Consider the following 26029-nt stretch of genomic DNA (forward strand, 5'->3'; position numbering starts at 1 on the left):
TTTGGTCAGATCTCCGTGATGTGGAAGTTCACGTAGGACCGCGACGGCGTCGGCCCCCGCTGGTCCTGGTACCGCGACCCGTGGTGGTCCGACCCGTACGGGTGCTCGACGGGCGAACTCGTCCGGAACAGGCACATCTGCCCGATCTTCATCCCGGGCCACAGCTTGATCGGCAACGTCGCCACGTTCGACAGCTCCAGCGTCACGTGCCCGGTGAACCCGGGGTCGATCCACCCCGCCGTCGAGTGCGTCAGCAGCCCGAGCCGTCCGAGCGACGACTTCCCCTCCAGGCGCGCGGCCAGATCGTCCGGCAGCCCGAACACCTCGTACGTCGAGGCCAGCACGAACTCGCCCGGGTGCAGGATGAACGCCTCGTCCGGCGCCACCTCGACGAGCCGCGTCAGGCCGGGCTGCTCCTCCGCCGGGTCGATGTGCGGGTACCGGTGGTTCTCGAACACCCGGAAGTACCGGTCCAGACGCACGTCCACACTGGACGGCTGGACCATCTCGGACTGGAACGGCTCGATCCGAACCCGTCCGGACTCGATCTCTGACCTGATATCGCCATCGGAAAGCAGCACGTCAGAAAGGTACCGCCTCCCCGCCCCACCCCGCCGCGCGAGCAACCGACATGCACGCACCCCCACCCGTCCGGTAGCATGTCCCCGTTCGCCCGCACCACAAGGCGAACCACGCGGGTGTAGTTCAATGGTAGAACTTCAGCTTCCCAAGCTGACAGCGCGGGTTCGATTCCCGTCACCCGCTCCACACACCAAGGCCCAGGCCAGGGACATGCTCCCTGAGCCCGGGCCTTCGTCGTTTCGGGCTCCGCCGAGTGCCTTGGGGTGCGAGTTGGCTGTGTGAAGTGGCTGGGGTGGAGGGTGTTGTGGTCTCGGCGTTGAGGGTCTGAGTCGGCTTAGGTGAACGCCCAGGTGATCGGGGCGATCGGGCTGTCGGGGTTGGGGGCCTTGTAGACGATGCCGTTGGCACGCTGCTTGGCCGGCACCTCGAAGACGGCCCAGCCGCGCACGCAGACTCCTGGCTGGATGTTGCGCGGGCTGACCGGGTACAAGGTGACCTCGTAGTCCTTGGACAGCGGCTCCTCAGGCTGGAGGGTGGAGCCGTCGGGCAGGCGCAGCAACCATGCCTGGACGGCCACGGTCGTGAACTGCGTGGTGGACCGTTTCATGCATGTCTCCACCTCCGCCCCCGCCCATTCGTAGCCGACGCGCGGAAGGTGCCTGCCCGGCAGTGGCTGCCGGTAGGTGAACGCGGTGACGGACGCCGCGATGTACGGCGTCGCGGCCGTCCCCGGGGTTCCGAGCTGGAGCGCGGCGGGGGTGCTCGGTGGCGCGGGTGTCGTCGCGGATTCCTGGGGTTTGGACGGGCTGGGCTCGGCCTTTGGCGCGAGCGGGTTGGAACAGGCGGTGAGGGCGAGGCCGAGGATGGAGAGGACGGCGGCGATCCGCGCGGTCATGGCGGCTCCTGGGCGGTGGGTGTGATGCCGATGGGACGCGCCACACCCGAATCTGGTTCATCCGTCGAAAGCGCGCTATGGCTCTCCTCGAGGAGCTTCGGGGAGAACGACGTACTGTCTCCGGGTATGAGCGAGTCGACGGAGCGAGTCGTCCACATGGTGGGCAAGGTCAAGAACGACGTCGCCATGCCGCTGTGTCACCGGGCCGCCGCTGAGGACGTGATCAGCGACGACCCGGCTCGCGTCACGTGCAGGCGCTGCGTGGAAGCCATCGCCGCCGCCAGGGACGCCGAAGAACACTGGCTTCGCGCCCAAGAGGACCACTATGGCGAGAGCTTCTGACCAGCCGACAGCACGGCTTTTGATGGGCCCGTGATGTGCACGGGCCCAGTATTCGGCGGCCTTGTGAATGTGGGGTGCACTCCCCGGGCGGGAGTGGCGGGCAGTCTGGTGTGGCGGGGGCAGGTTGTTGGGCCTGTCACCTTGGGGTTAGCCGATGACTTTTTGGCCGCTGTAGGTGCCGCCCCAGCAGGCGGTGGCTCCGGGTGGGCCGATCGGTCTGCCGCCGCCCTGCACGCACTGCAGCATCGTGATGTCGTCGGGCGCGGACGCCGAGGACGGGGTGGTGCCGACCAGGGCGGCGATGGTCAGGGTGACGCCTGCGGTCAGTGCCAGTCGGGCAAGGAAGCTCGCCATGCGCACGGATCCTTTCGTCTGTGGGTCGGCCGCTGGTGTCACTACCCGCGCATGTTCACACACATGCTGTGCCCGGAGGTGGGTGTCAGGCACCGTGGTTGCTTGCTTTATGTGTCGGCTGGTGCGCTGTTAGGTGCTGGAGGAGGTTCGCCAGGGCTTCCGTTAGGTCGTTCCACGGGAAGTCGCCCTCGGGCTCTTTGGTTCGGTCGGGGGCGGAAAGGCGTTCGGGGTCGAGGATGACGTTGACGCCCCAGGAGCGGAGGTCGGCGACGCTGCGCACGAAGGCCGGGTGGCGGGCGAGGGCGGCGTTGGGCCACGGGACGGCGACGATCGGCAGCCCGAGTCCGATGGCCTCGTTGAGGAGGCCCAGCGCGAGGGTGTCGCTCGCGCCCTGAGCCCACTTGTTGATCGTGTTGAACGTCGCCGGGACGACCGCGAGCGCGTCGGGAGGCGGCAGGACGTCCGGGTCCTCGGGACGCTTGTACTCGGAGCGCACCGGATGGCCGGTGAGGTCGCGGAGCGCGTCGCCCGGGATGAACTTCGTGCCGGACGGCGTGGCGATCACGCATACCGTCCAGCCGTCCTTCTGGAGCCGGGGGATGAGGGCGGGCAGGTCCTTGGCGGGCCGTCCGCCGCAGGCGATCAGGTAGAGCACCGGTCCGTCCGACACGCGTCCTCCCTCTCATGGGCTGATCTCAGCCTGTCACGGTTCCAGGGCCAGGCCGAAGTCGGCTCGGAGGGCGGCGGCCTGGGCGGGGGTGGCCAGGACGTAGATGTCGGCGGTGTGGCCGTCGTCGATGATCGTGTGGAAGACGCGCGGGTCGTCCCCGCCGGGTCCCAGCACGTCGATGGACTCCCAGACGGTGAGCCGGTCGAGGTAGTGGTCCATGAGGTGGTCGACGATCCAGGAGGTGGGCTCGCCGTTGAGGCGGAACTTCAGGATCTCCTCGTCGTCCTCTTCGACCAGCTGGACGTTGGTGACGGTGACCTCGCCCGAGCATGCCGCCGCGCTCTCCAGGATGCCCCTGTAGCTGTCTTCGAGGTTGGTGACGTCGTCGCCGTGGACGACGACGGTCACACCGAATTCGTAGAGGAAGTCCACGACGTCTTCGGGGGCGATCTCCGCGTCGTGGTCCGGTGAGTACGTCGCGATCTTCGCCAGGGCTTCGTCCGCGCGTGCCCGGGTGACCATGCCGAGCTCCACCAGCCGGTCCGCGATGATCCGGCTCGTCACCTTCGCCATGGCCCGAGTCTGACGGCCCGGTCGGACATTTCGACAGGGTCAGGAACCCTCATCGGGGCTGGGGCGTCCCAGCGCCATGAGTGTGTCGACGACGGTGTTGCCGCTGGCGGGAGTCGCGCTCGGGTCCGCCGGGTCGTTGGTCGGTCAGTACCTCTCGACGCGTGTCGAGGTGCGGCGGACGACGTTCGAGCAGGCCAAGGCGGAGCGGTCGGAGCGAAAAGAGGCGCTCATGGAGTTCCTCGCCGCGGCGCAGCAGGTGGAAATGTGCTTGGACAGGCGCTCCATGGGCGAGCGGGTGGAGGAGCCCGAGGCGTGGGACCTGCTGCACAAGCTCTGGCTCGCGAAGAAGGTTCCTGAGCTGGTGTGTTCGCCGGGGGTTGCGCAGGCGGCGCATGACTACACGCATGCGCTGGATGCGTTGGTTCGTGGGCGTGCTGCTGTGGAGGGTGGGTCGTCCAAGCGGGAGCTTCGGTTCGCGTTCATGGAAGCTGCTCGGGGGGAGCTTGGTGTGGCGGACGGGCCGTTGAGGCGGGAGCCGCCGGGTTAGGCAGGGGGCTCCGAGGAGGACGCTCCTCAGTCGTCGAAGTCGAAGTCGGCGGCCTTGGCGGCGGTGATGAGGGCGTCCATGCGGGTGGGGGTGGTGGCGAGGTCGGTGAGGAGGGTGCCCAGTTCCTCCAGGGCCGGACGGTCGGTGCCGTAGGCGCAGAACATGCTGCCCTCGGGGTCGTAGGAGACGCGGTCCTGGAGGGACGGGGCCTCGGTGGTCACCAGGAAGCGGGCGACGCCTTCCCAGAAGTAGCCGTTCGGTTCGTGGCCGCGCTGTTCGACCAGCTCGTCCACCTGGTTGGTTCCCGCGTCCAGGAGCAGGGAGAACGAGCCGGGGCTGGTTTCGATCAGTCTCACCGAGGTCATGGGCGGAGCATCGCAGAGAGGTGTGACAGTCCCGGTTCGTAAGATCGCGGCATGAGCGAGGAACGTGAACTGCCGCGGTACCGCGTGCTGACAGGGCCCGACGACGCCGCGTTCTGCCGGCGGGTGAGCGAGGCGCTGGATCTGGGATACGAACTGCATGGGCCGCCTTCCGTGACGTTCAACGGGGAGCGGGTCATCGTGGCTCAGGCGCTGGTCCGGAACCGGGACGCCTGAGGATGCGCGGATTCGAGGAGCTGGTCGCCGAGGCGTCCGGGGTCTCGGTGGACGGGTGGGACTTCTCCTGGCTGGACGGGCGGGCCACCGAGGCGCGGCCGTCCTGGGAGTACGCGGGCGTGATGGCCGCGCGGCTGGCGGACGTCCGGTCGGCGCTGGACGTCCAGACCGGCGGCGGGGAGGTGCTCGCGCTGGCCGGGAGGCTGCCGGTGACCATGGCGGCGACCGAGTCGTGGCCGCCGAACGCGGCCAGGGCGACGGCGTTGCTGGGGCCGCGCGGGGTCGTGGTCGTCGCGACGCCGGACGAGCCGCCGCTGCCGTTCGCGGACGGCGCGTTCGAGCTGGTCACGTCCCGGCATCCGGCGACGGTGTGGTGGGACGAGATCGCGCGGGTGCTGGAGCCCGGCGGGACGTACCTGGCGCAGCACGTCGGCCCGGCGAGCGTGTTCGAGGTGACGGAGTGGTTCCTCGGGCCGCAGCCGGAGGCGCGGAGCCTGCGGGATCCGGAGGCGGAGGGCGCGGCCGCTCGGGCGGCGGGGCTGGAGATCGTCGACCTGCGGACCGAACGGCTGCGGATGGAGTTCTCCGACATCGGCGCCGTTGTCTACTTCCTGCGCAAGGTGATCTGGATCGTGCCCGGGTTCACCGTCGAGAGGCATCGCGACAGGCTGCGTGAACTGGACGAGCGGATCCGGCGGGACGGGCCGTTCGTCGCGCACTCGGCCCGGACCCTGATCGAGGCGCGGAAGCCGGGGACCGGGCCGGGCGCGTAGCCGGCGGTTCAGGTGGACGTAGTGCGCCAGCCGTCCTTGAACTCGTTGTCGTGCTCGTCGTGGACGAGGCCCGCGTAGTGGTCGAGTTTGTCGGCGTTCTCCAGGACCTTGGAGAAGTCCTTGGAGTGGTCGGCGATGTTGGCCTTCTCGTCGTCGCGGCGGCGGCGCCAGTGGAGTTCGGCCTGGGCGTGCTCGATCAGGCGTTCCAGGTTGGTCTCGGTCGCGTTCAACGTTCCCCCCGAATGCTGTGCTGACCTGGGGGTTCTTCCCTGTTCGCCGCGCCGTTACGCGGAGTGGCGGAGGTCGGCGGCGGTCTGGCCGTACTCGGCTTTGAGGGCGCGGCTGACGTGGGCGGCGTCCAGGACGCCCCAGCGGGCGGCGATGGACGCGACGGAGCGGTGGGCGAGGGCCGGGTCGAGCAGGTCGCGGCGGATCCGGGACAGGCGTTCGCGGCGGACCCAGCGCATGAACGTCAGGTCCCGGTCGCGGAGGAGCTGGTGCAGGTGGCGCGGGGAGATGCCGTGCCGGGCCGCGACCGACTCGACCGAGAGCGCCGGGTCGTGCAGGTTCGCCGTGGCGTAGGCGAGGACGCGGTCGGCGAGCCCGGCCGGGGTCTCGGCGCGTTCGGGCGTCGAGGCGGTGAGCGCGGCGAGGACGAGGGAGGTCAGCGCGTCCGCGAGGTGGCGTCCGGCGGGGGAGGGCAGGGTGCCGAGGCGGTCGGTGACGCCCGCGAGGCAGGTGGTGATGAGGGAGGTCAGGCCCGCGTCGGACGGGAGGCGGAGGGCGGTGCGGCGGGCCAGGGCGTCCGCGCGGTCGCCGAGGAGGGGCCGCGGGACGCCGAGGAACGTCACGTCGCACGGTCCCGGGACGCTGATGGTGTACGGCCGGGTCATGTCGCAGACGACCAGGTCGCCGCGGCCGATCCGGGATTCGCGGCCGTCCTGGTGGACGGTGATCCGGGACGCGGAGCGGTTCAGCACGACCTTCAGCAGGTCGCGGTCGGTGGAGCTGATCGCCCGCGGTCCGCGGGATACGGTGTGCGGGGTGCAGCGGAGGTGTCCGACGACGAGCGGGCCCGCCTTGACGGCGTTGAGGGAGCCGCGGAACGACGTCTCGCCCACCGGGTCCAGGTTCAGCGGGGCGAGCAGCTCGGAGGCCGTGGCGCTGGCCTCCTCGGCGGTCCGCAGGTCCTGCGGCGAACGGCGGGCGGACGGCGGGGAGAGGCGCTGCCGCAGCCGGCACAGGCGCGGTCCCGGGGCGAGGCCGGCCTCCTCGGCGAGGACGCGGCGGGCGTCCTCGAACGCGGCGACGGCGTCGGCGGTCCGGCCGCACGCGTGCAGCGCGGTGATCAGCCGGGCCCACAGCTCCTCGTTCAGCGGGTGCTCGGCGGTCGGTTCGACGAGGCGGGGCGCGAGGTCGCTCGCGCGGCCGAGCCGGAGTTCCGCGTCCGCCCAGTCCAGGAGGGCGCCGAGGCGTAGTTCGGCGAGGCGGCGCGCGTCCAGGTGGGTGGGCGGTGTCTCGGGGACGTCCTCGTAGGCGTCGCGTCCGCGCCACAGGTCGAGGGCACCCCTGAGCAGTGCGGCGGCCTCGCGCGGGTCGGTGGCGGCGCGTCCTTCGCGGACGAGGGCCTCGAAGCGGTCCACGTCCAGTTCGCCCGGGTGGACGACGAGCCGGTAGCCGTCGCCGCGCCGTTCGACGCGCGCCGGGTCGCCCAGGACCGTGTGCCGCAGCGTGTGCACGTACCCGTGGACGTTCTTGAGGGCGCTGCTCGGCGGCGCGTCGCCCCAGAGGGCCTCGAGGAGCGTGTCGACGGGGACCGTCCGGCCCGCGCGGCAGAGCAGGACCGAGAGGACGGCCCGGACCTTCGGGGTGCCGCGCGGCGCGGCCCGCCCGTCGTGCCGGACCTCCAGCGGTCCGAGCACGGCGAACTCCAGGGCGACCGTCGCCGGTCCGCTCTCGCCCACGTGGATCACGCTCCCCCTCCGCTCCGCGCCGGTCTCGGCAGGCGGCCCCTCGAGAGAAGCGTGGATCGGCGCGCGGGGCGGCGGCAAGCGGTTCCGGCCGTGGGACGGTCCCACCGGTGCCGACCTGCGGTGATGGTCGAAGGTTGGGACGCCGTGGCATGCTGTGCGCGGTCCGCCCCCGGCGCGAGCGGGAGGAGAGCGGTGGACGACGGAGCCGAGAGCCTCGCGGGGCTGCTGTCGGAGCTGAAGGAGCGCAGCGGGCTGAGCTTCGCCGAGCTCGCCCGCCGCACCCACACGAGCCGCTCCACCCTGCACCGCTACTGCACGGGGGTGAGCGTCCCGGACAAGGACAGGTACGACATCGTCCTGGCGTTCGCGAGGGAGTGCGGCGCGTCCCCGCGCGAGCTCAACGACCTCTTCCGCCGCTGGACGATCGCCGTCGCGGTCGCCGAGGGCCGCGCGATCGAGGAGGACCGGCCCGTCCCGGACGAGCCTCCGCCTCCGCCTCCGCCTCCGCCTCCGCCTCTGCCTCGGCCCGAGACGGGGCGGCGGTGGTGGAGACGGCCATGGTCGAAACGGCCATGGTCGAAACGGCTGTGGTGGAGACGGCCGCGGTTCCTGCGGGTGGCCGGGGGTGTGGCGGCGGTCGCCGTGCTGGCCGGGGCGGGCGTGTGGCTCGGCGTGTCGCGGCGGGACGCGCCGGACGGCCCGCCGGATCCCGGCGGCCGGTGGACGTGGGCGGCGTGGCCCGTGCCGTCCTCGATGTTCGGCGTGACGATCAACAGCAACACCGGGACGATGCCGTCCTTCCGGGTCGGAGGGGTGCGGTTCTGGGACGGCGCGACCCGCTGGGCCGACCTCGAACCGCGGCGCGGGACGTACCGCTGGGCGCCGCTCGACCGGCTCGTCGACGGCGCGCGGCGAGCCGGGCTCCCCGCGCTCTACACGTTCGGCGGCACCCCGCGGTGGGCGGCGCCGGGCGGCCCGCCGACCGTGTACACCGACGGGTCCCGCGCCGCGCCGCCGGACGACCTCGCCGACTGGGACGCGTTCGTCCGCGCGCTCGCCCGCCGGTACAAGGGCCGCCTGGAGGCGTACGAGCTCTGGGACTCGGCCAACGACCGGCACTTCTTCAACGGGGATCCGCGTTCGCTGGTCGCGATGGTCGACCACGCGTCCGGGATCATCAAGGCGGCCGATCCGGGCGCGACCGTCGTCTGCCCCTCGATGGGGCGTCTGACCAGCCAGGACGGCCTGGCGTTCGTGGCGCGGTTCGCCGAGCTCGGCGGCTACCGGAAGTGTGACGCCGGAGGGATCAAACTGTTCCCTCGCGGCCCGCACGACCCGCCCGAAACGCTCGTCCCGGTGCTCGAGTCCCTCAACAGGACGCTGCACGCGGCCGGGACGGGCATCCCCCTCTGGGACACCGGACCGAACTTCGACGTCCCGCTGCTCGACCGGCTCCAGGACGACGACGCGCGCGACTTCGCCGTCCGGTTCTTCCTCGTCGGCCTCTACGGGCTCGACCTCGACCTGCGCCGGACGTACTTCTACAACTGGGGCGGCAGCCGCGTCCCGGTCGTCCTGCAGGTGGAGGGCGAGCCGCCGACGCCCGCCGCGCGCGGTGTCGAGACGCTGGAGCGGTGGCTCGCCGGGGCGTCCGTCCAGAGCTGCGGACACGGGACGGCCGACGGCCTGCCCGCCGGCGTCTGGCAGTGCCGGTTCACGACCGGGACGATCCGCTGGTCCGCGCGCGGCGGCGTGACGATGCCGGTCGGCGCGCGCTCCGTCGTCGTCCACAGGCTGGACGGCACGACCGCGACGATCCCCGCCGGAAGCAATCTCCGAGTGACCGAGGCGCCCGTCTTCCTCACGTCGAGCTGATTTCCCGAGGCCACGGACGGATTGGGCCAAGGAGGCCCTTCCGGATGACGCCGGTCAGCGTTCACATTGCGTACGGTCACGGTCACATTGCCGGTACCAGGCGTTTCCCGTGGTGCGTGCCGGGAATTCTGCTCCCATCGAGGGAACGGAGGCGGGCCCCATGGAGGTCGTCATCGAAATGACCCTGCCCAGGGACGCGGAGAGCGCGCCCCTCGCACGGCACACGCTGGACGCCTCGCTCCGCGGGCTCGGGGTCGGCTCGGACGTCCGCGCCGACATCGCGCTGGCCCTGGGCGAGGCCTGCGCGAACGTCATCCAGCACGCCGTGTCCAGTGCCGCCTACGAGATCCGCGCCCAGCTCGACCCGGGCCGCTGCGTCGTCGACGTCATCGACGGCGGCGGCGGGGAGGCCCCGCAGAGCTGGACCGGGACGCATGATCCCGTCCATGACGAGAACGGCCGCGGACTGACGCTCATGCACGCGTTCACCGACGACCTGGAGATCAGCGGACGCGCCGACAAGGAGGGGTCGGTCGTCCATTTCGAGAAGTCCTTCGACTGACCACCGGTAAAGGACCGCCGAAGACGGTCGCTATTCGGCTGGAACGGAAAAGGCCCCGCCCCCAGGAAACGGGAGACGGGGCCTTTCTCAAGCCGTCAGCCGCTGACGGCTCCCATGACGTCAGCCGGTGACGGCGAGCTCGTGACGGACGGGCTTCGGACGCGGGGCCTCGTGCACGCCGTTGGTGGACGGCGCCCGCATCACGTGCGCGCCCTTCCCGCCCGGGTGGCCGGGACCACCGGGCCGGCCGGGACCGTCAGCCTGTCCAGATCCACCGGACTGGCCGGGGCCACCGGGCTGCCCGTTGCCGCCGGGGCCGGGCCCGTTCGCGGCGTTGCAGGTCACCGAGGACACGCGCACGACCTCGGGGCCGAGGTGGGCGAGCGGCGTGGTCAGCTCCATCGCGGTGACGCGCGTGCCGTTCGGCGTCCGCTCCTGCTTGTTGAGGACGAGCGCGACCCGGCCCAGCTTCGGAATGTCGACCGGGACGGTCGTGTTGGGCGCGGGCGCGACCGGCAGGCGCTTCCCGCCGATCGTGGCCCCGACCAGGTTGGACGCGCCCTTCGCGCCGTCGCAGTGGGCGCGGACGGCCTCGGCGGCCAGCTGGGCGCCGGGGACGCGCAGCCGGGCGACGTTGGCCTGGGACTTGTCGGGGGACGCGGCGACGTCCAGCGCGGCGGCCTTGAGGACCTTGCTGCGCTGCTCGTTCAGCATGGACGCGCGCCGGGTGCCCTTCGCCGAGGCGACGGTGGGCTTGGGCGCGAGCGGGACCGGACCGCTCAGGGCGAGGCCGAAGGCGCTGCCCTGGCCCGGCACGGCGGCCGCCGTGCCGGTCGAGTCCCCGGACGCGTCGCCGGGGGCGGCCGCGAACGCGGGGCTCGCGGCGAGCAGGCCGCCCGCCGTGGCGAGGACGACGGCCCTGGTCAGACGTGCGGTGGCCGTTCCGAAGCGCATGGATGTTCTCCGTTCGAGAAAGCGAAAGGGATCGGGACGGGCCGGCGGGAGCGCGGCCGGGGAGGCCCGTCCGGTGAAGGTTGGGCGAGATCAGCCGGCGAGATCAGGCCGGTGAGATCAGGTCAGGTGGACGAGGGTCCCGAGCGGGACCCCCGACAACTGCCGCAGCGCGTCCGGCGGAACCCGGACGCAGCCGTGCGTGACCGGCTTGCCGAACACCGAGGCGTCCGGCCAGCCGTGCAGCGCGACCGTGCCCGGTCCGCCGCCGAAGCTGTCGAGCGTCGCCGAGTGCGTGCCGAGCGGCAGGACGACCGGGCTCGGCGTCCGCTTCGCCGGGGCGAGCGACGCCATGACGAAGGTCCGGCCGGGCGGCGTCGGGGTGCTCGGCCCCCCGACGGCCACCGTCCAGCGGCCGACCTGCTTGCCGTCCTTGAGCAGGGTCAGCGCGCGGTGCGTGACGTCCACCCTGATCACGTACGGCGTGTGCGCCGTCCGGAGCCCCCCGCCCCGGGTCGTGATCCAGCCGGTCGCGCCGTTCGGGCGGCTCGGCAGCAGGACGCGCAGCCAGTCGCCGTCCGCCTGCACCGCGGGGACCCAGGTGGGCCCGCTGAGCTCGGTGGGCGGCAGGACCGCGACGGGCTTCCCGCCGGGACGGTCCAGGACCGGCCGGGCCGCGTCCGGGTGGACGACGAGGCCGGAGGTGTCCGCGTCCGGCGCGGGGTCGGCCTGGGCGCCGGGGAGCGTCGCGAAGGTCGTCGCCTCCGGCGCGTCCGCCCCCTTGCCGCCGGGCCCGGACGCCGCGCCCGCGTGGCCCCCGCCCTGTCCGCCGCATCCGCCGAGCAGCAGTGCCGCCGCAAGCGGCAGCACCCCGGACCGGACGGCGCGTCTGTTCATTGATTCCCTCCGGGAAGAGTCTTTCCCATTCCTTGAGGAAGGGGTTAAAGGAGTCGGCGATCGCCAACTCGCGGGATGCTAGCGGTGGGGAAGGGGTGCCGTAGTGGGAAACCGGGAAACGTTTCCGTGGCTGATCGATGAACGTCGATCAATTCCCTTCAATTACTGGAATTCGGCCGAAAGTCGGGGAAATCCGCTCGGACCGGGCGTCCGGGGTGCCGCGACGCCCCGCGACGTCCCGCGATCCCGCCGGTAACACTGGCCTCCGTCGCACCACTACCTGGTGACGGAACACACCGGGACGGACGGAGAAGCAGGTGACGGCCGATGAAGAGCGGTTCACCGCGATCTACGACGCCTGCCGGCAGCGCGTGTGGGCGTACGCCACCGCGCGGGCGGGCAGGCAGATCGCCGACGAGGTGGTGAGCGAGACCTTCGCGATCGCCTGGCGGCGCATCGGGGACGTGCCGGAGCCGGCGCTGCCGTGGCTGCTCGGCGTCGCGCGGAACGTCCTGCGCGAGGGGCACCGCGCCGAGGTCCGGCGCGCGGAGGTCGCCGAGGAGCTGTGGCAGCACGCGCCCGGCCCGGCCGGGGACGTCGCGGAGCAGGTCGCCGAGCGGCTGGGGGTGCTGCGGGCGCTCGCGGGGCTGTCGGCGGACGACCGGGAGATCTTGATCCTCACCGCGTGGCAGGGGCTCACGCCGCGCGACGCGGCCCGCGTCCTCGGCTGCTCGAAGACGGCCTTCCGGGTCCGGCTCCACCGGGCCCGCCGCCGCCTCCAGCAGGCCGTCGAGCAGGACGGACCGCAGCGTGCGGCGGCCGCCCCCGCCCGGACGCCGAGGACGGAACGTGATCAGGGAGTGGAGCGGGTCGGCCATGCGGCCTGACACGCGAGGAGGCAGGAACATGAAGCGCGACGCGATGAGGATGCTGATGGACGCCCGACCCGACGATCTCGACCCGAACGCCCCCGTCGACCCCGCGACCCGCGAGCGGGAACTGGCGCGCGCCCGGCACGGCGCGCACGGAGGAACGACGGTGACGGCCCCAGCGCGGCGGCGCGTCCGCCCGGTGTGGGGGATCGGGGTGGCCGGTGTCGCGGCGGCGGCCGTCGCGGCCGCGGTGCTCGTCCCGACCGGCGGCGGCGACGGCGGCGACGCCCCTCCGCTGAGCAAGCACGACGCGGCGTTGCAGCTCACCGGCCGTAACGCCCTGCTGACCGCGGCCGAGACCGCCGACCGGCAGCCCGCCGCGTCCGGCGCGTACTGGCGGGTGTCGCGGGTGCAGTGCCAGTTCGTGCGGGCCGGGACCGGTGCGTCCGCCTACACCGTGGCCTCCGAGAGCCGCTCGGAGGCCTGGACGCCGAACGATCCGGCCGGGTCCCTGGTGACGCGGGACCAGGACCTCGGGGCGCACCCCGCCACGAACGCCGACAAGGTCCTATGGCGGAAGGCGGGCTCTCCGACGTCCTGGACGCTGAAGCTGCCCGCCGGAGGCGGGCATTACAAGCAGATGGGGCTGACGGCGGCTCCGGGCAAGGCCCGTACGCGACAGACTCCGGTGCGTTCCGGCGAGGTGTACTGGCTCGGCCGGAACGTGACGATGAAGCAGGTCAGGGAGCTTCCGGCCGACCCGAAGAAGCTCAAGTCACAGTTGTCGAAGTGGTACCGGGGCCACGGCACGGAGGCGGAGGGACAGAAGAGCACCCGCGACGAGTGGCTGTTCGACGTCGCCCGGGGGCTGGTCACCGACATGCCCGTGACGCCGAAGGTGCGGGCGGCGGCGTTCCGGCTGCTCGCCGGGCTCCCGTCGGTCGTCTCGCTCGGCCGCGTCACCGACGGCCAGGGGCGCCAGGGCGTGGCGATCGGCCTGACCCGTCCCACGACGTACGGGGACCTGCACCAGACCCGCCTCATCGTCGACCCGTCGGCGGGCCGCGGGCTCGGCGAGGAGGACGTCCTGGTCAAGGCGAGCTCCAGCTACCCGGGTGTCCGGGCGGGAACGGTGCTGAACTCGTCCCTGGTCACCACGGAATGGACGGCCGTGGCGCCGAGCTGATCGGCACCCGGAACACCGGACCCAAGGAACACGGGACCCAAGGAACACCGGACCCCCAGGGAACACCTGAAACCCGAGGAACACCGGTCACTCGGAACGAGCGCCGCGCCACCCGCGCGGCGCTTTACCGTTTACCGCCCACGCCGGCTTGCCACCGCGCCGTTTACCCACCGCGCCCGTTTGCCGCCTGCGGGTTTCTAAGCGGAGCGGATGGTGCGGCGGGCGGTTCGCTGGGCGAGGCGGCGCTGGGCGGCGGCGGAGCGGCCGCGTTCGAGGCTTTCCCGGACGCGCGCCATTCCGCGGGCGTTGATGAGGGGGTCTTTGGAACGTCCGGCGTATTCGGCGAGGACTTCGGCGACCGGGGGTGGTGATTCGTCGCGCACCCGGAGGGGCAGCCCCGTGCCGATCGTGGTCGGAGCGGGGGCCGGGGGAGGAGGGGGGAATGCGTCAGGTGTGGCGGGCGAGTGGTCGTGAGTGGGCGCGGTGACGAGAGTGAGGGGCGTTTCGCAGTGCGGGCACCGCAACCCTTGGTGGGTTTCCCTGCTCATACTCCGCATCATTACCCAAGGGTCTGACATTTGACGCGTTCGGCCCAGTGAACGCCGTGTGTCGTGCCGTAGTCCGACGGTAAAGGCGGCGGATCCGGGAGGTTAGGTCACCTGTCCGCGGGCGTTAGGCGAGGGCTCGGAAGACGATCGCGATCGTGCCGTTTCAGAGGCGCCGGGCGGTCGTTCCGCGTGTTCGGCGGGGCGCGCCCGGAGCGTCCTCGGTGGCCTCGGCCGTCCGGGCCGGGACGCGCCGGGCGAGGCTTCCGGCCGGCCTGTGGTGATCGGGTCCGGCCCGGTGGTGCCCGCCGCGTGGATGCGCGGCGGCGTGCCGGTGGGTGTGGCCCATGAGGCCGGCGCCGCCGAGGACGAGCGCGGCGAGGACGGCGGCCCACGCGACCGTCCGCCCGGCGCGGAGGCCGTAGCCGCAGGTGATCCACAGCAGGTGGAGGGCCCAGCGGTGCCACTGGTCGGGGTCGCTGCGGCGGCGCAGCTCCAGCGCGCGGTAGCGGAAGTCGCGGGCCGGGCCGCCGTCGGCGTCGGCGGTCGCGCGGGCCAGCTGCCGGTACAGGACGGCCAGCCGGGACGGGGGTTCGGCGCCGGTGTCCTCGCTGAGGACGGCGCGGTCGCGGGCGCGTCCGGTGAGCGCGCGGCGGCCGGGCCGGGACGCGAACGCGCAGCGTCCGCGGATGTGCAGGTCGTCGGGGTGTTCGAGGCCGAGGAACCGGCAGTCGCTGAGGTCGACGTCGGTGAGGTCGACGCGCGGGGCGCTGACGTCGCGGACCGACAGCACCCGGACGGCCGGGACCTCGCCCGCGCTCTCGGGCAGGCCGCAGAACGGCCGCTGCTGGGCGCGGACGCGCAGCCGCCCGAAGCAGACCGCGCCGGTCAGGTCCAGGTCGCCGCCGCGGACGCGCAGGTCGGCGTCGCCGCGGACGGTCAGCCCGTCCGCCTCGATGCGGCCCGCGCCGGCCTGCACCTGGACGCCGCCGTGCGCGGACACGCCCGTCAGGACGAGCCGTTCCCCGGCGGTGAGCGGGCCGAGCCACAGGCCGCGCCGGAAGCGGGCGCGGTCGAACCGGGCGTGCCGTCCGACCCGGACGCGGCGGCAGGACAGCGCGCCGCCGAAGCAGGCCGCCTGCATCCCGGCGTCGCGGCCGAAGCGGGCGCGGTCGAACGCGGCGGCGCCGATGAACACCGCGCGGGTGAAGTCGGCGTCGGCGACCCAGGTCGCCTCGCCGAACAGGGCGTCGCCGGCGAACACGGTCTCGGTGAACGCGGCGTGCCGGTGGAAGCGGGCCTGGTGGAAGGAGGCGTTGCCGCCGAACCGGGCGCCGCGGAACGACACGTTCCCGAAGAACCGGGCGTCGTAGAAGGACACGCCGCCGACGAACGCCGCGCCGTCGAAGGAGCTGTCGCCCTCGAAGCACGCGCCGCGCAGCGACGCCGCCGACGGCAGCACCGCCCCGTCGAGGCGGGTGCGGCCGAGGTGCGGGCGGCGGTCCGGGCCGGTGAGCGCGTCCAGGACGTCCGACAGCAGGTCGGCCGGGACGGTCACGCCGCGCAGGTCCAGGTCGCCGCCGGGGCGCAGCCGCCCGACGAACAGCGCCCGTTCGCCGGGGCGCAGGTGCGCGGGGCAGCCGCGGAACGGTTCGACGACGCGTCCGGAGCAGCCGAAGACCGCGCGGCAGCGCGGCCAGGGGACGGTCGCCGCGGACGGCGCGGCGGCGACGGCGAGCGATGCGAGGGCGGTTTCCTGAGGGGCCACGTCTCTGGTTCTACCCACGGATGGTTCCCGTCCCAATCTCTCTCTGTGGACAGGTCGTTACTCCCCGCCGCCGATCGGCGACGAGATCCTGTCTTTTCTGGTGGACGCCCCGCCGTACGTGGGGGTTCACGGCGGTCCCGGTCCGGACACGGCCGGAGAAGAGGTTGATCAGGTTGTCCGGAACGCATGTTCGGACCTGTCTGGAACGCCCCTCGGGCGAGGGGTGGGCGCTGACCGCGGGGTCGGGCGAACGTCGATCGGCCCTGGGGTGAACGTCGATCATCCGAGGTCCGCGGGGCCGAGTGATCACGCTCTTCGGCGGGCATGATCGGGAGTAACCGCCACAAGCGCCGCAAACGGGGGACGAGACTCAGCCGTTTCATCACCGTTCACCTTGACCGGGGAGCATGTGCCGCATGACCGTCAATCCAGGACATTTCCCCCATACCTCCGGCCCGGACGCGCTGCCCGACGAGCGCTACCTCGACCGGGAGGAGAGCTGGCTGCGGTTCAACCAGCGGGTCCTGGAGCTGGCGGAGGACCCCGGGCTGCCCCTGCTCGAACGGGTCCGGTTCCTGGCGATCTTCGCGTCGAACCTGGACGAGTTCTTCATGGTCCGGGTCGCCGGCCTGACCCGGCGGATGGCGACGGGCCTGGCGGTCAAGTCCGCGTCCGGCCGCCGCCCCCGCGAGGTGCTGGAACGCACCTCCCAGGTCGCGCACGAGCTGATGCTGCGGCACGCCGCGTGCTTCCGCGGCGAGCTGCTGCCCGGCCTCGCCAAGGAGGGCATCGAGATCCTGCGCTGGGACGAGCTCGCCGACACCGAGCAGGAGCGCATGCGGCGGCTGTTCCGGGACCGGATCTACCCCGTCCTCACCCCGCTCGTCGTCGACTCGGCGCACCCCTTCCCCTACATCTCCGGCCTGTCGCTGAACCTCGCGGTGATCGTCCGCGACCCCGAGACCGGCACGTCGATGTTCGCGCGCGTCAAGGTCCCGCCGGTGCTGCCGCGGTTCATCGAGGCGTCCCCGGACCGGTTCACCCCGCTCGAGGACGTCATCGCCGCGCACCTCGGGCAGCTGTTCACCGGCATGGAGGTGCTGGAGCACCACGCGTTCCGCGTCACCCGCAACCAGGACCTGGAGATCGACGACGACATCAGCGAGGGGCTGCTCCAGGCGCTCGAGCGGGAGCTGCTGCGCCGCCGGTTCGGCCCGGTCGTCCGGCTGGAGGTCGAGGAGTCGATCTCCCCGGCCGTGCTGGAGCTGCTCACCACCGAGCTGACCATCGACGACGACCAGATCTACCGGGTGCCCGGCCCGCTCGACCTCGCCGGGATGTCGGCGATCGCCGATCTGGACCGGCCCGAGCTGCGCTACCCGCCGTTCGTCCCGTCGAAGGAGGCGATCGCGCAGGACGGCTCGATCTTCGGCGCGATCCGCGAGCACGACATCCTCGTCCACCACCCGTACGACTCGTTCACCACGACCGTCCAGCGGCTGATCGAGGACGCCGCGACCGACCCGCGCGTCCTGGCGATCAAGCAGACGCTGTACCGGACGTCCGGCGACTCCCCGATCGTGGACGCGCTCATCGACGCCGCCGAGGCGGGCAAGCAGGTCGTGGTCGTCGTCGAGCTGAAGGCCCGGTTCGACGAGCGCGCGAACATCGCCTGGGCGCGCAAGCTGGAGCAGGCCGGCTGCCACGTGGTGTACGGGTTCGTCGGGCTGAAGACGCACTGCAAGATCGCCCTGGTCGTCCGGCAGGACGCCGACGGGGTCCTGCGCCGCTACTGCCACATCGGCACCGGCAACTACCACTCCAAGACCGCCCGCCTGTACGAGGACTTCGGCCTGTTCACCAGCGACCCCGGCGTCGGCGAGGACGTGTCGGCGCTGTTCAACCACCTCACCGGCTACTCGCGCAACGACGGCTACCGCAGGCTCCTGGTCGCGCCGCGGTCCCTGCGCCCGGGCCTGGTCGAGCGGATCGAACGGGAGACCGGCACACGGCGCGCGGGCCGTCCCGCGCGGATCCGCATCAAGTGCAACTCCCTGGTCGACGAGGTCGTCATCGACGCGCTGTACGAGGCGTCCCGGGCGGGCGTCCCGGTGGACGTGTGGGTGCGCGGGATCTGCGCGCTGCGCCCCGGCGTGCCCGGCCTGTCCGAGACGATCCGGGTCCGCAGCGTCCTCGGCCGGTTCCTGGAGCACTCCCGCGTGTACGCGTTCGAGAACGACGGCGACCCCGAGGTGTGGATCGGCAGCGCCGACCTCATGCACCGCAACCTGGACCGGCGCGTCGAGGCGCTCGTCCGGGTCGCCGACCGCGCGCAGCGCGACCGGCTCGTCGAGCTGCTGGACCTCGCGATGGACGACGGCACGGGCTCCTGGTGGCTCGACGGCGACGGCGACTGGGCCCGCCGGGCCGCCGCGCCCGGCGAGAAGCTCCTCGACATCCAGACCCACCTGGTCCGCTCGCACCGCTGGAAGACCGTCGATGCGTGACCCCGGACCCGGGACGGACGCGGGGGGCCCCGCCTCGGACGAGGAGGACGGCGGCGCGCTCCTCTCGCGGATCCCGCCCGAGCCGGACGCCGTCCACGCCGCCGGCGGCCTCGTGTGGCGCGACGCCCCGCCGGAGCGTGACGGCCTCGAGGTCGCGGTGATCCACCGGCCCCGGCACGACGACTGGACGTTCCCGAAGGGCCACGTGGAGCGGGGCGAGCACGTGCTGCGCGCGGCCGTCCGGGAGATCGCCGAGGAGACCGGGCTCGTCACGGAGCTCGGGCGGCGGCTGCCGTCCGCGGACTACTTTGTCCAGGGACGTCCGAAGAGGGTGGACTGGTGGGCGGCGTCGGCCGTCGCGTCCACCGGGCCCGCGTTCGTCCCGAACCACGAGGTGGACGCCCTGGAGTGGCTCCCCCCGGACGAGGCGGACCGGCGGCTCAGCTACTCCCTCGACCGCGACCTGCTGCGCGCGTTCACGGCCGGGCCGCGCCGCACCCGCCCGGTGGTCATCGTCCGGCACGGCGACGCGGGCGGGAAGCGCGACTGGCGCGAACCCGACGAACTCCGCCCGCTCGACCAGCGCGGACGCGTCCAGTCCGCCCGGCTCGCGCCCCTCCTCCAGATGTTCGGGACCGCGCGTGTGGTGAGCTCGGCGACCGCGCGCTGCGTCGCGACCGTCCTCCCGTACGCGCGGCGGGCGCGCGCCGACGTGACGACCGACCTCGCGTTCACGGTGGGGGAGACCTCGCCCGACCGCGCCCTGGACCGGCTGCTGGCGCTCGCCGCGGACGGCCCGCTGATCGTCTGCACGCACGGCGAGGTCGTCAGCGGACTCGTCGACGGCCTGTGCCGCCGGTTCGGGGAGAAGCCGCCGGAGGACGCGTCCCTGCGCAAGGGCGCGTTCTGGGTCGCGCACCTCGCCGGCGACTCGCTGGCCGCGCTGGAACACCACGAGGCCCGCGTTTAGGGGGGCCGGTCAGGCGTTCCAGGCGGCGGCGAAACGAGTGAGGGACGCGTCGGCGGCCCGCCGCTCGACCTCGTGGATCCGCCCGAGCGCGAACGCCTCGGCAGGGTCGCGGACGGCCGCCGCGATCTCCTCGATCCGGCGCATCGTGATCAGCGCGTCCCGGTGCTCGCCGAGCGCGGTCTGCACGGCCTTCGCGTCCCGCATCGCCCGCTCGGCGTCCGCGCCGAGGACCGGGACGGCCGTCTCCGCCGCGTACCGGACGCGCTTGGCCGCCTTCCGCACGTCGTGCCGCGCCGTCTCGACGTCCTCGGGGTCACCGGTCAGGACGTCGTGCTCCCGGACGAGCCGCCGCCGCGACCGGTCCAGCAACCCCGGGAACTCCTCGTCCGCCGGACGCCGCGCGCGGGCGGTCAGCGGCGGCTCGGCGACCAGCGCATCGAGCGCGTCGAGCAGCGCGAAGTACCGGAGGCCGCCCAGCGCGGCGTTCATCCGCCGGTACGCGGCCCGCTCCTGCCGGGCCAGATCGTCCAGCCAGGACGGCACGGCCGCCACCCGCTCGGCCGCCACCCGCTCGGCCGCCACGGGCTCGGCCGCCGGGTCCGCCTGGGCGAGTTCCCCGACGCGTTTCGTCAGGCGCGCCCGGAGCACCTCCAGGTCGCGGACCTCACCGAGGACTCCGCCCAGCCACCTGAGCTCGTCCCCGATCGGCCGGACACGCTCGCGCTCGAACAGCGGCGCGTACGCGCGCAGGACGGCGCGGGCCCGGCGCGCGGCGACGCGCATCTGGTGGACGGCGTCGTCCTCGCCGCGCCGGGCCGCCGGATCATGCCGGAGCAGCGCGTCCACCTGCGCGGACAGGCGCGCGACGACGACGTCGCCCACGCACCGCCCCTTCGCCTCGGCCTTCGGGACACCGCCGCGGCGCTCGATCCTGCCGTCCAGCAGGCGGGCGAGCTTGGACGACGCGGACGACTCGCGCGCCCCGGCCTTCCGGAGCCGCCTGCCCGCGGCCGCCAGCAGCTTCGGCGGGCCGTTCACCAGCTCGACCTCGACCTCCCGCCACCGCGTGGTCACCGCCTCCGCGTCCAGGACGGTCCCCACGACCGCGTCGTCGGCGACCTCGGCGAGCGGGGCGCCGTCCGCGTCCAGGAGGAGGGTGGTCCGGCGGTCGGTGTCGAGGGCGGCGACCTGCCGCAGGGGGGCGCCGCGCGTGTAGGCGGCGACGAGGGAGGCGAGGCGCCCGGGGACGGAGCGGGCGCGGCCGAGCGGGGCGCGGACCTCCAGCCGTCCGGCCGGGGCGGGGAGCTTGAGATGCCAGCCCGCGTCCTCGCCGCCGCGCCGGCGGCGCAGGGTGATCCCGCGCGCGGCGAGCCGCAGGTCGGCGGTGTCGAAGTAGGCGGCGTGCAGCCGCACGGACGCTGCGTCCCGGACACCCTCGACGCCCGGCAGCCCGGACAGGTCCGGCAGCGTGAAGTCGGCGGCGGCGTCGTACTTGCGCTCGATCTCCAGATGGCTCTCGGTCACGGCAGGGCCTCCGGGTGTCGTACCACTGTCCGTTCAGTCAGCTTTTCATGACGACCATCACGACGACACCCCTCGATCCCCGAGGACCGTTGACCCCGGCCGGGTCAGGACGACTCGGACACGTCCAGGTGGTACTTCATCCCCATGTGGGACGGGCGGAAGCCGATCTTCTGGTAGAAGCGGATGGACTCGGGGCGCTGCCGGTCGGTCGTCAGCTGGACCAGCCGGCACCCGCGCGTCCGGGCCTGCTCGATCGCCCAGCCGACCATCAGCTGGCCGATGCCCCGCCCGCGCTGCTCGGCGGCGACCCGCACGCCCTCGATCTGGGCGCGCTCGCCACCGGTGTAGGTGAGGCCGGGGATGTAGGTGAGCTGGAGGCAGCCGGCGATCTCGCCGTCCAGCTCGGCGACGATCACCGAGTTGTTCGGGTCGCGTTCGATCGCGGCGAAGGCCGTGAAGTACGCCTCGGGCACGCCCGCCTCCCCGGTCGCGTCCCCGACCGACTCGCGGTTCGCGGCGATCGGGTCGGTGGCCAGCAGCCGGACGACGACGGGCAGGTCATCGCGGGTGGCTTCGCGGAAGGTCACATCTCGATCTGGGCGCACGCCGACAGGTTATCCGCACGATTTCCGGCCGGTTCACGCCACCCGGCGCCGCGACTTGTAGTACTACGGTTCGTAGTACTACGTTGGGTGGACAACCACCCCATCCCGAACCGCCCGGCGTGACCTGCCGGGCCGTCGCAGGGAGCACAGCCTCATGCCGAACCCCAACGCCGCCGAAGAACACTGGAGCGACCACGCCATCTGCCGTGGCGCCGATCCGGACCTGTTCTTCCCCATCGGATACGCGGCCCCCGTCCTTCGCGAGCAGGAACGCCAGGCCAAAGCCATCTGCGCCAACTGCCCCGTCGTCGCCGACTGCCTCCGGTGGGCCCTGCGCGTCGGCGAGCCCGACGGCGTCTGGGGCGGGACGACCCCGGAGGAGCGCCGCCTCCTCCGCCGCCGCGCCGACGCGCCCGTCCGGCACCACCTGCCGGCGATCACCGTCCGCGGCGACATCGCCGAGGTCGCCGCCTAGCCGTCCGCCGCACCTGCCGGAACCCGCCGCCGGAACCGACGACCGAGGCCGTCTGGCCGAAAGCGGACCGCAGCGGACCCCAGCAGACGCCCACACCGAGTCGAACGTCACGTTCTCCCGCCGTCCGCACTGACGCGGACGGCGGTTTCGGCGTCTGGGACGCGACGTCCGCCCCAGCGAACGCACCCTGGACGGGAACGCCCGGGCGGGGGACGATCGTTGACAGGACGGCGACAGTCCGACACACGGCGACGGGGTGGGAAAAGATGAGCTACTCCCCGGTCCAACGGGAGAGTGAGAGCACGGGCCTGGCCGGGCAGGGCACCAGGGCCCTGGCCGCGGCGACCCTCATCCTGCTCGTCACGGCGGGCATGTGGGTGCTCGAAGGCATCGACTACGTCGCGAACGGACGCCTCGACCAGTACGGCATCCACCCGCACGACGTCGGCGACCTGCCCGACATCTTCACCGCGCCGTTCCTGCACGTCGGCTTCGGGCACCTGATGGCCAACACGGTGCCGTTCGTCATCCTCGGCTTCCTCGCCGCGGTCCGCGGCATCGCCCGGTTCCTCGCCGCGTCCCTGGTCATCATCGTGGTCGGCGGCCTCGGCGTCTGGTTCACCAGCTCCGCGCTGACCCTCGGCTCCAGCATCCTGATCTTCGGCTTCTTCGGCTACCTCATCGGCCGCGGCCTGTTCGAACGCCGCCTGCTCGACATCGTCATCGCGGTCGCCGTCGTCGCCGTCTACGGGACGATGCTGGTCGGCGTCCTGCCGAGCGACCCCACCATCTCCTGGCAGGGCCACCTCTTCGGCCTCATCGGCGGCGTCCTCGGAGCCTGGATGCTCCGCAGGTCACGCACCGCCTGATCCCGCACCGCCTGACTCCACACCGCGTGATCCCACACCGCCCGATCCCGCGCCCATCCGCGACGGTCAGGGGCGGGGGCGGGCGACGATCTCGGTGATCTCCGCGTCGTGCGGCGTCTCCAGGGCGGCGACGACCGTGCGGGCCATCGTCTCCGGCGACGCGAAGTCGGACGGGTCGTACGCCACGCCCTCCTGGGCGCGGACGCGGCGCTGCATCTCCGTCGCCGTCCGTCCCGGGAAGAACGACGTCACGCGGATCTCCGGCTCCTCGGCGCGCACCGAGTCGGCCAGCGCCCGCAGGCCCCACTTGCTCGCCGCGTACGCGCCCCAGCGCGGGTTCGCGCGCAGCCCGGCCGTCGAGTTCACGTAGACGATCTGGCCGCGCGCGGCGCGCAGCGCGGGCAGCAGCAGCCGGGTCAGCTCCGCCGCCGACACCAGGTTCACCGACAGGTGCTCGATCCACTCGTCGGACTCGGTCTCCGCGACCGTGTCCAGGTGCGCGACCCCGGCCGCGTAGACCAGGCCGTCCAGCCGGGCGGGGAGCCCGGCGGCGGCGAGCGCGGCCTCCAGCCGGCGCGGCGCGGCGAGGTCGAGCGGCAGCGTCGTCACGCGCGCGTCGGTCGCCGTGCCCGTGCCACCCCCCGCCGGCCCGGCCGCCCGGTCCGCGTTGATCTGGCGGATCTCCTGCGTGCGCGCGTGCGCGCCCCCCGACAGCCGCGCCTGGACGGCCGCCAGCCGCTCCGGCGACCGCCCGGTCAGGATCAGTTCGTGCCCACGGTCGCGCAGCAGCTCGGCGGCCGCGCCGCCGATGCCCCCGGTCGCGCCGGTGATCAGATAGGTGCCCATGACTCTCCCCTCGCGGTCCCACTCAACATGATCGACGCGGCCCGCGCGACTTTTCCCCCGGCCCCCTGCCTGTTCCGCCTGCCCGGTCGTTCATTCGGGGCGGAGGACGCGGGTGACCCCGGCGATGAGCGCGGTCGCGAGCACCCAGCCGGCCGTGATCAGCGCGTACGCCACCCAGCGCGTCCAGCCGACCGGGTCGTAGGAGCCCTGGAGCCCGAACGAGTCCAGCGGGATGAGCAGGTCGAGGCTGTAGACCAGGGCGTGGAAGTGCGGCAGCTCCACGGTGTCCTTGATGGGGTGCGGGTGGTCGGCGGAGAACACCGCCGTGCCGACGCCGACGAGCGCCGCGAACCATGCGAACGCCAGCCACGGCCGGTACCCGAACCCGACCGTCCAGTCGAGGACGAGGCTCCAGGCGCGGGCGACCGAGCCGAGGCGCCGCCGCCGCGCCCGCAGCTTCGCCAGCTGCACCCTCCGCGCCACGTCGTCGTGGCCGATGCCGTGGTACCAGGCCGCGAGCTGCTCGTACGGCTGGAGGTGGAACTGCGGGTCGCGGGACACCCAGCGCAGCCGGTCCTTCGGCGTGGCCTTGCCGCGCAGCGTCTGGTAGACGAGCCCGTCGAGGTAGATCCGCTCGGGCCAGATCCGCGGATGGTCCATCAGGACGTCGATCCGCGAGTACGACAGCGACAGCCGGCCCCTGATCGGCTCGGCGAGGTTCATGAGCAGCTCGTCCACGACCATGTGGCTGCCGTGCAGGGCCATCCGGCCCGGGTCGGTCGAGTCGAGGACGGCCGAGTCGAACGACAGCGTCCCGTTGATCCGCGCGTTGCGGAGCCGGACGGTCCCCTCCGCGTGGAAGCCCTTGGAGAGCTCGGCGGCGTCCTGCACCACCATGTTCTCGCCGTCCAGCGCGATGCGTCCGGGGTTGGAGAGGGTCGCGCCCTCCATGAACAGGCCGCCGTTCATCCGCGCCCCGACCAGCCGGACGCCGCCGGTGATCGTCGCGTTCCGGGCGAAGAACCCGGCCTCGACGATCATCCCGCCGCTGAACACCGCCCACCGCTCGGGGACGGTCTCGGTGATCACCGTGTCGTTCAGCGTGAGCCCGCCGAGGAGCTGGGCGCGAGGCAGCTTGATCCCGCCCTCGAACACCGACCGGGACAGGCTGACCGTCCCGTCGGCGTGGAGGCCGCCCGCGTCCAGGCCGGGGAGCAGGCAGTCGGTGAACCGGAGCGTGCTGGTGCGGCAGTTGGTGACGAGCGGCTGTTCGAGCAGGCGGCAGAAGCGGAGCCGCAGCTCGTGCCGGACGGTCCCGCCGGACAGGTCGACCTGCCCGATCACGTAGGCCCCGCGGAGCCGGACGGCGGCGACGAACCCGTCGCGCGTCTCGCCCCCGCCGAGCAGCAGCTGGTTGATCACCTGGGCGCGGACGGTCCGGTTCGGATCGGGGCCGGTCGGCAGGCCGTCCCCGAATACGATCTCCGCGCCGGTCGGGAAGGCATGCCAGACGCGGCGTTCCGCGGGCGTGAGGCCGGGGGGTTCGCTCATCGCGAGGAGTACGACGCCCGAACCGTCCCAGAGGTTCCCTATCGCCGCGTTTCGGGCGATCGGTCAGTGCGCGCTGGAAACCTGCCGGGTCTCAGTGCGCGTTGGAGCCGGCCAGGTTCAGGCCGATGATGCCGAGGACGATGAGGGCGAGCGCGCCGAGGCGCAGCGGGGACGCGTCGTCGCCGAGGGCGACGATGCCGACGGTCGCGGTGCCGACCGCGCCGATGCCCGTCCAGACGGCGTAGGCGGTGCCGACGTCGAGGGACTTGAGGGCGAGGCTGAGCAGCCCGAAGCTCGCGACGGCGAAGAAGAGGAACCCCGCGGACGGCCAGAACTGGCTGAAGCCCTTGCTGAGCTTCAGGCAGGAGGCCATGGCGACCTCGAGCAGACCCGCGACGACGATGAGGACCCAAGCCATGATCCGACTCCCGGACGAAGACGACGACGGTGCACGACGCGTCGTCTTCGCTTTCCGGGTACGGCGCGCTCCTCGTCCGGGAGGGCACGTCGGCCCTCGCCTCGTCCAACGGGCCGGGTGAGGCCGTTGTTCCTCGCGCGACGCCCCGGGCGGGTCTTCCGTTCGCCGCCTTTCACCTCGTGTCGGCCCTGCCGTTACGCGTGCGTCGGGTCCGCCTGGCCTGTTCCGGCCGGGCGATGTCCGTGATCTGTGAGGTGGGCCACTTTCGGCGAACTCGTCGGCGAAACGCCCGCGGACTGC

Annotated in this window: 28 protein-coding genes, 1 tRNA gene and 1 riboswitch; of the genes, 13 read left to right on the forward strand and 16 right to left on the reverse strand. The window is 72.8% G+C overall.

The window, feature by feature from the left end:
- Positions 1–5: 5 nt before the first annotated feature.
- Complete coding sequence (gene dcd, locus EBO15_RS02210) at positions 6–581, reverse strand: dCTP deaminase (RefSeq protein ID WP_122192591.1); 576 nt, start codon at positions 579–581, stop codon at positions 6–8.
- A 113-nt stretch (positions 582–694) separates the two neighbouring features.
- Between dcd and EBO15_RS02215 the strand changes: the two genes are divergently transcribed.
- Positions 695–768: transfer RNA gene (locus EBO15_RS02215), tRNA-Gly, on the forward strand.
- 148 nt (positions 769–916) lie between these two features.
- Here EBO15_RS02215 and EBO15_RS02220 read toward each other — a convergent pair.
- A complete protein-coding gene (locus tag EBO15_RS02220; protein WP_122192592.1) occupies positions 917–1477 on the reverse strand; it encodes a hypothetical protein in 561 nt (186 codons plus the stop codon).
- A 126-nt stretch (positions 1478–1603) separates the two neighbouring features.
- Here EBO15_RS02220 and EBO15_RS02225 point away from each other — a divergent pair, with 126 nt between their 5' ends.
- Complete coding sequence (locus tag EBO15_RS02225; protein WP_122192593.1) at positions 1604–1819, forward strand: hypothetical protein; 216 nt, start codon at positions 1604–1606, stop codon at positions 1817–1819.
- Positions 1820–1966: 147 nt separating this feature from the next.
- On the opposite strand, the gene EBO15_RS02230 is transcribed toward EBO15_RS02225, so the two are convergent.
- The 3 genes from EBO15_RS02230 to EBO15_RS02240 form a co-directional block, all read right to left on the reverse strand.
- Positions 1967–2173, reverse strand: a complete 207-nt coding sequence (locus EBO15_RS02230; protein WP_122192594.1) for a hypothetical protein — start codon at positions 2171–2173, stop codon at positions 1967–1969.
- Positions 2174–2258: 85 nt separating this feature from the next.
- Positions 2259–2843 (reverse strand): flavoprotein, encoded by a 585-nt coding sequence (locus tag EBO15_RS02235; protein WP_122192595.1) that lies wholly within the window; start codon positions 2841–2843, stop codon positions 2259–2261.
- A 33-nt stretch (positions 2844–2876) separates the two neighbouring features.
- Positions 2877–3416 (reverse strand): hypothetical protein, encoded by a 540-nt coding sequence (locus tag EBO15_RS02240; protein ID WP_122192596.1) that lies wholly within the window; start codon positions 3414–3416, stop codon positions 2877–2879.
- Positions 3417–3492: 76 nt separating this feature from the next.
- Here EBO15_RS02240 and EBO15_RS02245 point away from each other — a divergent pair, with 76 nt between their 5' ends.
- Positions 3493–3963, forward strand: a complete 471-nt coding sequence (locus EBO15_RS02245) for a hypothetical protein (protein ID WP_122192597.1) — start codon at positions 3493–3495, stop codon at positions 3961–3963.
- A gap of 26 nt (positions 3964–3989) precedes the next feature.
- On the opposite strand, the gene EBO15_RS02250 is transcribed toward EBO15_RS02245, so the two are convergent.
- Positions 3990–4328: an Imm51 family immunity protein gene (locus EBO15_RS02250; protein ID WP_122192598.1), complete on the reverse strand. Its 339-nt coding sequence runs from the start codon at positions 4326–4328 to the stop codon at positions 3990–3992.
- 51 nt (positions 4329–4379) lie between these two features.
- Between EBO15_RS02250 and EBO15_RS02255 the strand changes: the two genes are divergently transcribed.
- On the forward strand, positions 4380–4562 hold the full coding sequence (locus tag EBO15_RS02255; RefSeq protein WP_122192599.1) for a DUF1737 domain-containing protein: 183 nt from the start codon (positions 4380–4382) through the stop codon (positions 4560–4562).
- 2 nt (positions 4563–4564) lie between these two features.
- Positions 4565–5335, forward strand: coding sequence for a methyltransferase domain-containing protein (locus tag EBO15_RS02260; protein ID WP_122192600.1), 771 nt, complete (start codon positions 4565–4567; stop codon positions 5333–5335).
- Between the two features lie 8 nt (positions 5336–5343).
- Here the strand turns inward: EBO15_RS02260 and EBO15_RS02265 are convergent, their stop codons facing one another.
- Both EBO15_RS02265 and EBO15_RS02270 read right to left on the reverse strand, forming a co-directional pair.
- Positions 5344–5565, reverse strand: coding sequence for a hypothetical protein (locus tag EBO15_RS02265; protein WP_122192601.1), 222 nt, complete (start codon positions 5563–5565; stop codon positions 5344–5346).
- A gap of 54 nt (positions 5566–5619) precedes the next feature.
- Positions 5620–7308, reverse strand: a complete 1689-nt coding sequence (locus EBO15_RS02270) for a BTAD domain-containing putative transcriptional regulator (protein WP_158628102.1) — start codon at positions 7306–7308, stop codon at positions 5620–5622.
- 192 nt (positions 7309–7500) lie between these two features.
- On the opposite strand from EBO15_RS02270, the gene EBO15_RS43510 reads away from it, so the two are divergent.
- Positions 7501–9183: a helix-turn-helix domain-containing protein gene (locus EBO15_RS43510; protein ID WP_199744285.1), complete on the forward strand. Its 1683-nt coding sequence runs from the start codon at positions 7501–7503 to the stop codon at positions 9181–9183.
- A 160-nt stretch (positions 9184–9343) separates the two neighbouring features.
- Positions 9344–9745, forward strand: a complete 402-nt coding sequence (locus tag EBO15_RS02285; RefSeq protein ID WP_122192603.1) for an ATP-binding protein — start codon at positions 9344–9346, stop codon at positions 9743–9745.
- A 120-nt stretch (positions 9746–9865) separates the two neighbouring features.
- On the opposite strand, the gene EBO15_RS02290 is transcribed toward EBO15_RS02285, so the two are convergent.
- Both EBO15_RS02290 and EBO15_RS02295 read right to left on the reverse strand, forming a co-directional pair.
- Positions 9866–10699 carry a choice-of-anchor P family protein gene (locus tag EBO15_RS02290; protein WP_122192604.1) on the reverse strand — a complete coding sequence of 278 codons (834 nt, stop codon included), beginning with the start codon at positions 10697–10699 and terminating at the stop codon, positions 9866–9868.
- 117 nt (positions 10700–10816) lie between these two features.
- On the reverse strand, positions 10817–11593 hold the full coding sequence (locus EBO15_RS02295) for a L,D-transpeptidase (RefSeq protein ID WP_122192605.1): 777 nt from the start codon (positions 11591–11593) through the stop codon (positions 10817–10819).
- A 317-nt stretch (positions 11594–11910) separates the two neighbouring features.
- Here EBO15_RS02295 and EBO15_RS02300 point away from each other — a divergent pair, with 317 nt between their 5' ends.
- Complete coding sequence (locus EBO15_RS02300; RefSeq protein WP_233615870.1) at positions 11911–12480, forward strand: RNA polymerase sigma factor; 570 nt, start codon at positions 11911–11913, stop codon at positions 12478–12480.
- 19 nt (positions 12481–12499) lie between these two features.
- The gene (locus tag EBO15_RS02305; RefSeq protein WP_122192606.1) at positions 12500–13651 is read left to right on the forward strand and encodes a CU044_5270 family protein; all 1152 of its coding nucleotides are present in this window, start codon (positions 12500–12502) and stop codon (positions 13649–13651) included.
- Between the two features lie 711 nt (positions 13652–14362).
- Here EBO15_RS02305 and EBO15_RS02315 read toward each other — a convergent pair.
- The gene (locus tag EBO15_RS02315; RefSeq protein ID WP_158628103.1) at positions 14363–15964 is read right to left on the reverse strand and encodes a pentapeptide repeat-containing protein; all 1602 of its coding nucleotides are present in this window, start codon (positions 15962–15964) and stop codon (positions 14363–14365) included.
- A gap of 416 nt (positions 15965–16380) precedes the next feature.
- Between EBO15_RS02315 and EBO15_RS02320 the strand changes: the two genes are divergently transcribed.
- Positions 16381–18471: an RNA degradosome polyphosphate kinase gene (locus EBO15_RS02320; protein ID WP_122192608.1), complete on the forward strand. Its 2091-nt coding sequence runs from the start codon at positions 16381–16383 to the stop codon at positions 18469–18471.
- Positions 18464–19441 carry an NUDIX hydrolase gene (locus EBO15_RS02325; protein ID WP_122192609.1) on the forward strand — a complete coding sequence of 326 codons (978 nt, stop codon included), beginning with the start codon at positions 18464–18466 and terminating at the stop codon, positions 19439–19441. Before EBO15_RS02320 ends, EBO15_RS02325 begins: the two co-directional genes overlap by 8 nt.
- A gap of 9 nt (positions 19442–19450) precedes the next feature.
- Here EBO15_RS02325 and EBO15_RS02330 read toward each other — a convergent pair whose 3' ends face one another.
- Both EBO15_RS02330 and EBO15_RS02335 read right to left on the reverse strand, forming a co-directional pair.
- On the reverse strand, positions 19451–20965 hold the full coding sequence (locus EBO15_RS02330) for a CYTH and CHAD domain-containing protein (protein ID WP_122192610.1): 1515 nt from the start codon (positions 20963–20965) through the stop codon (positions 19451–19453).
- A 104-nt stretch (positions 20966–21069) separates the two neighbouring features.
- On the reverse strand, positions 21070–21570 hold the full coding sequence (locus EBO15_RS02335) for a GNAT family N-acetyltransferase (RefSeq protein ID WP_233615871.1): 501 nt from the start codon (positions 21568–21570) through the stop codon (positions 21070–21072).
- A gap of 154 nt (positions 21571–21724) precedes the next feature.
- Here EBO15_RS02335 and EBO15_RS02340 point away from each other — a divergent pair, with 154 nt between their 5' ends.
- Both EBO15_RS02340 and EBO15_RS02345 read left to right on the forward strand, forming a co-directional pair.
- A complete protein-coding gene (locus tag EBO15_RS02340; RefSeq protein ID WP_122192612.1) occupies positions 21725–22045 on the forward strand; it encodes a WhiB family transcriptional regulator in 321 nt (106 codons plus the stop codon).
- A gap of 266 nt (positions 22046–22311) precedes the next feature.
- Positions 22312–22914, forward strand: a complete 603-nt coding sequence (locus tag EBO15_RS02345; RefSeq protein ID WP_122192613.1) for a rhomboid family intramembrane serine protease — start codon at positions 22312–22314, stop codon at positions 22912–22914.
- 66 nt (positions 22915–22980) lie between these two features.
- Here EBO15_RS02345 and EBO15_RS02350 read toward each other — a convergent pair whose 3' ends face one another.
- From EBO15_RS02350 to EBO15_RS02360, 3 genes are all read right to left on the reverse strand, one after another.
- On the reverse strand, positions 22981–23760 hold the full coding sequence (locus tag EBO15_RS02350; protein ID WP_122192614.1) for an SDR family oxidoreductase: 780 nt from the start codon (positions 23758–23760) through the stop codon (positions 22981–22983).
- Between the two features lie 90 nt (positions 23761–23850).
- Entirely contained in the window at positions 23851–25311 is a 1461-nt protein-coding gene (locus tag EBO15_RS02355) for a hypothetical protein (RefSeq protein ID WP_122192615.1), read from the reverse strand.
- Between the two features lie 91 nt (positions 25312–25402).
- Positions 25403–25729, reverse strand: a complete 327-nt coding sequence (locus EBO15_RS02360; protein WP_122192616.1) for a DMT family transporter — start codon at positions 25727–25729, stop codon at positions 25403–25405.
- A 35-nt stretch (positions 25730–25764) separates the two neighbouring features.
- Positions 25765–25830, reverse strand: a riboswitch (guanidine-III (ykkC-III) riboswitch).
- Positions 25831–26029: the final 199 nt, after the last annotated feature.

It is taken from the genome of Actinomadura harenae (genome assembly GCF_003696215.1).
In the GTDB taxonomy this organism is placed as follows: domain Bacteria; phylum Actinomycetota; class Actinomycetes; order Streptosporangiales; family Streptosporangiaceae; genus Spirillospora; species Spirillospora harenae.

What these genes read in the sequence shown, in the direction of transcription:
- EBO15_RS02340 (WP_122192612.1), top strand. Translation starts at nt 21,725, where the DNA reads ATGCCGAACCCCAACGCCGCCGAAGAACACTGGAGCGACCACGCCATC.
- EBO15_RS02260 (WP_122192600.1), top strand. Translation starts at nt 4,565, where the DNA reads ATGCGCGGATTCGAGGAGCTGGTCGCCGAGGCGTCCGGGGTCTCGGTG.
- EBO15_RS02350 (WP_122192614.1), bottom strand. Translation starts at nt 23,760, where the DNA reads ATGGGCACCTATCTGATCACCGGCGCGACCGGGGGCATCGGCGGCGCG.
- EBO15_RS02290 (WP_122192604.1), bottom strand. Translation starts at nt 10,699, where the DNA reads ATGCGCTTCGGAACGGCCACCGCACGTCTGACCAGGGCCGTCGTCCTC.
- EBO15_RS02305 (WP_122192606.1), top strand. Translation starts at nt 12,500, where the DNA reads ATGAAGCGCGACGCGATGAGGATGCTGATGGACGCCCGACCCGACGAT.
- EBO15_RS02220 (WP_122192592.1), bottom strand. Translation starts at nt 1,477, where the DNA reads ATGACCGCGCGGATCGCCGCCGTCCTCTCCATCCTCGGCCTCGCCCTC.
- EBO15_RS02225 (WP_122192593.1), top strand. Translation starts at nt 1,604, where the DNA reads ATGAGCGAGTCGACGGAGCGAGTCGTCCACATGGTGGGCAAGGTCAAG.
- EBO15_RS02360 (WP_122192616.1), bottom strand. Translation starts at nt 25,729, where the DNA reads ATGGCTTGGGTCCTCATCGTCGTCGCGGGTCTGCTCGAGGTCGCCATG.
- EBO15_RS02230 (WP_122192594.1), bottom strand. Translation starts at nt 2,173, where the DNA reads ATGGCGAGCTTCCTTGCCCGACTGGCACTGACCGCAGGCGTCACCCTG.
- EBO15_RS02255 (WP_122192599.1), top strand. Translation starts at nt 4,380, where the DNA reads ATGAGCGAGGAACGTGAACTGCCGCGGTACCGCGTGCTGACAGGGCCC.
- EBO15_RS02345 (WP_122192613.1), top strand. Translation starts at nt 22,312, where the DNA reads ATGAGCTACTCCCCGGTCCAACGGGAGAGTGAGAGCACGGGCCTGGCC.
- EBO15_RS02325 (WP_122192609.1), top strand. Translation starts at nt 18,464, where the DNA reads ATGCGTGACCCCGGACCCGGGACGGACGCGGGGGGCCCCGCCTCGGAC.
- EBO15_RS02295 (WP_122192605.1), bottom strand. Translation starts at nt 11,593, where the DNA reads ATGAACAGACGCGCCGTCCGGTCCGGGGTGCTGCCGCTTGCGGCGGCA.
- EBO15_RS02320 (WP_122192608.1), top strand. Translation starts at nt 16,381, where the DNA reads ATGACCGTCAATCCAGGACATTTCCCCCATACCTCCGGCCCGGACGCG.
- EBO15_RS02285 (WP_122192603.1), top strand. Translation starts at nt 9,344, where the DNA reads ATGGAGGTCGTCATCGAAATGACCCTGCCCAGGGACGCGGAGAGCGCG.
- EBO15_RS02355 (WP_122192615.1), bottom strand. Translation starts at nt 25,311, where the DNA reads ATGAGCGAACCCCCCGGCCTCACGCCCGCGGAACGCCGCGTCTGGCAT.
- EBO15_RS02250 (WP_122192598.1), bottom strand. Translation starts at nt 4,328, where the DNA reads ATGACCTCGGTGAGACTGATCGAAACCAGCCCCGGCTCGTTCTCCCTG.
- EBO15_RS02240 (WP_122192596.1), bottom strand. Translation starts at nt 3,416, where the DNA reads ATGGCGAAGGTGACGAGCCGGATCATCGCGGACCGGCTGGTGGAGCTC.
- EBO15_RS02245 (WP_122192597.1), top strand. Translation starts at nt 3,493, where the DNA reads ATGAGTGTGTCGACGACGGTGTTGCCGCTGGCGGGAGTCGCGCTCGGG.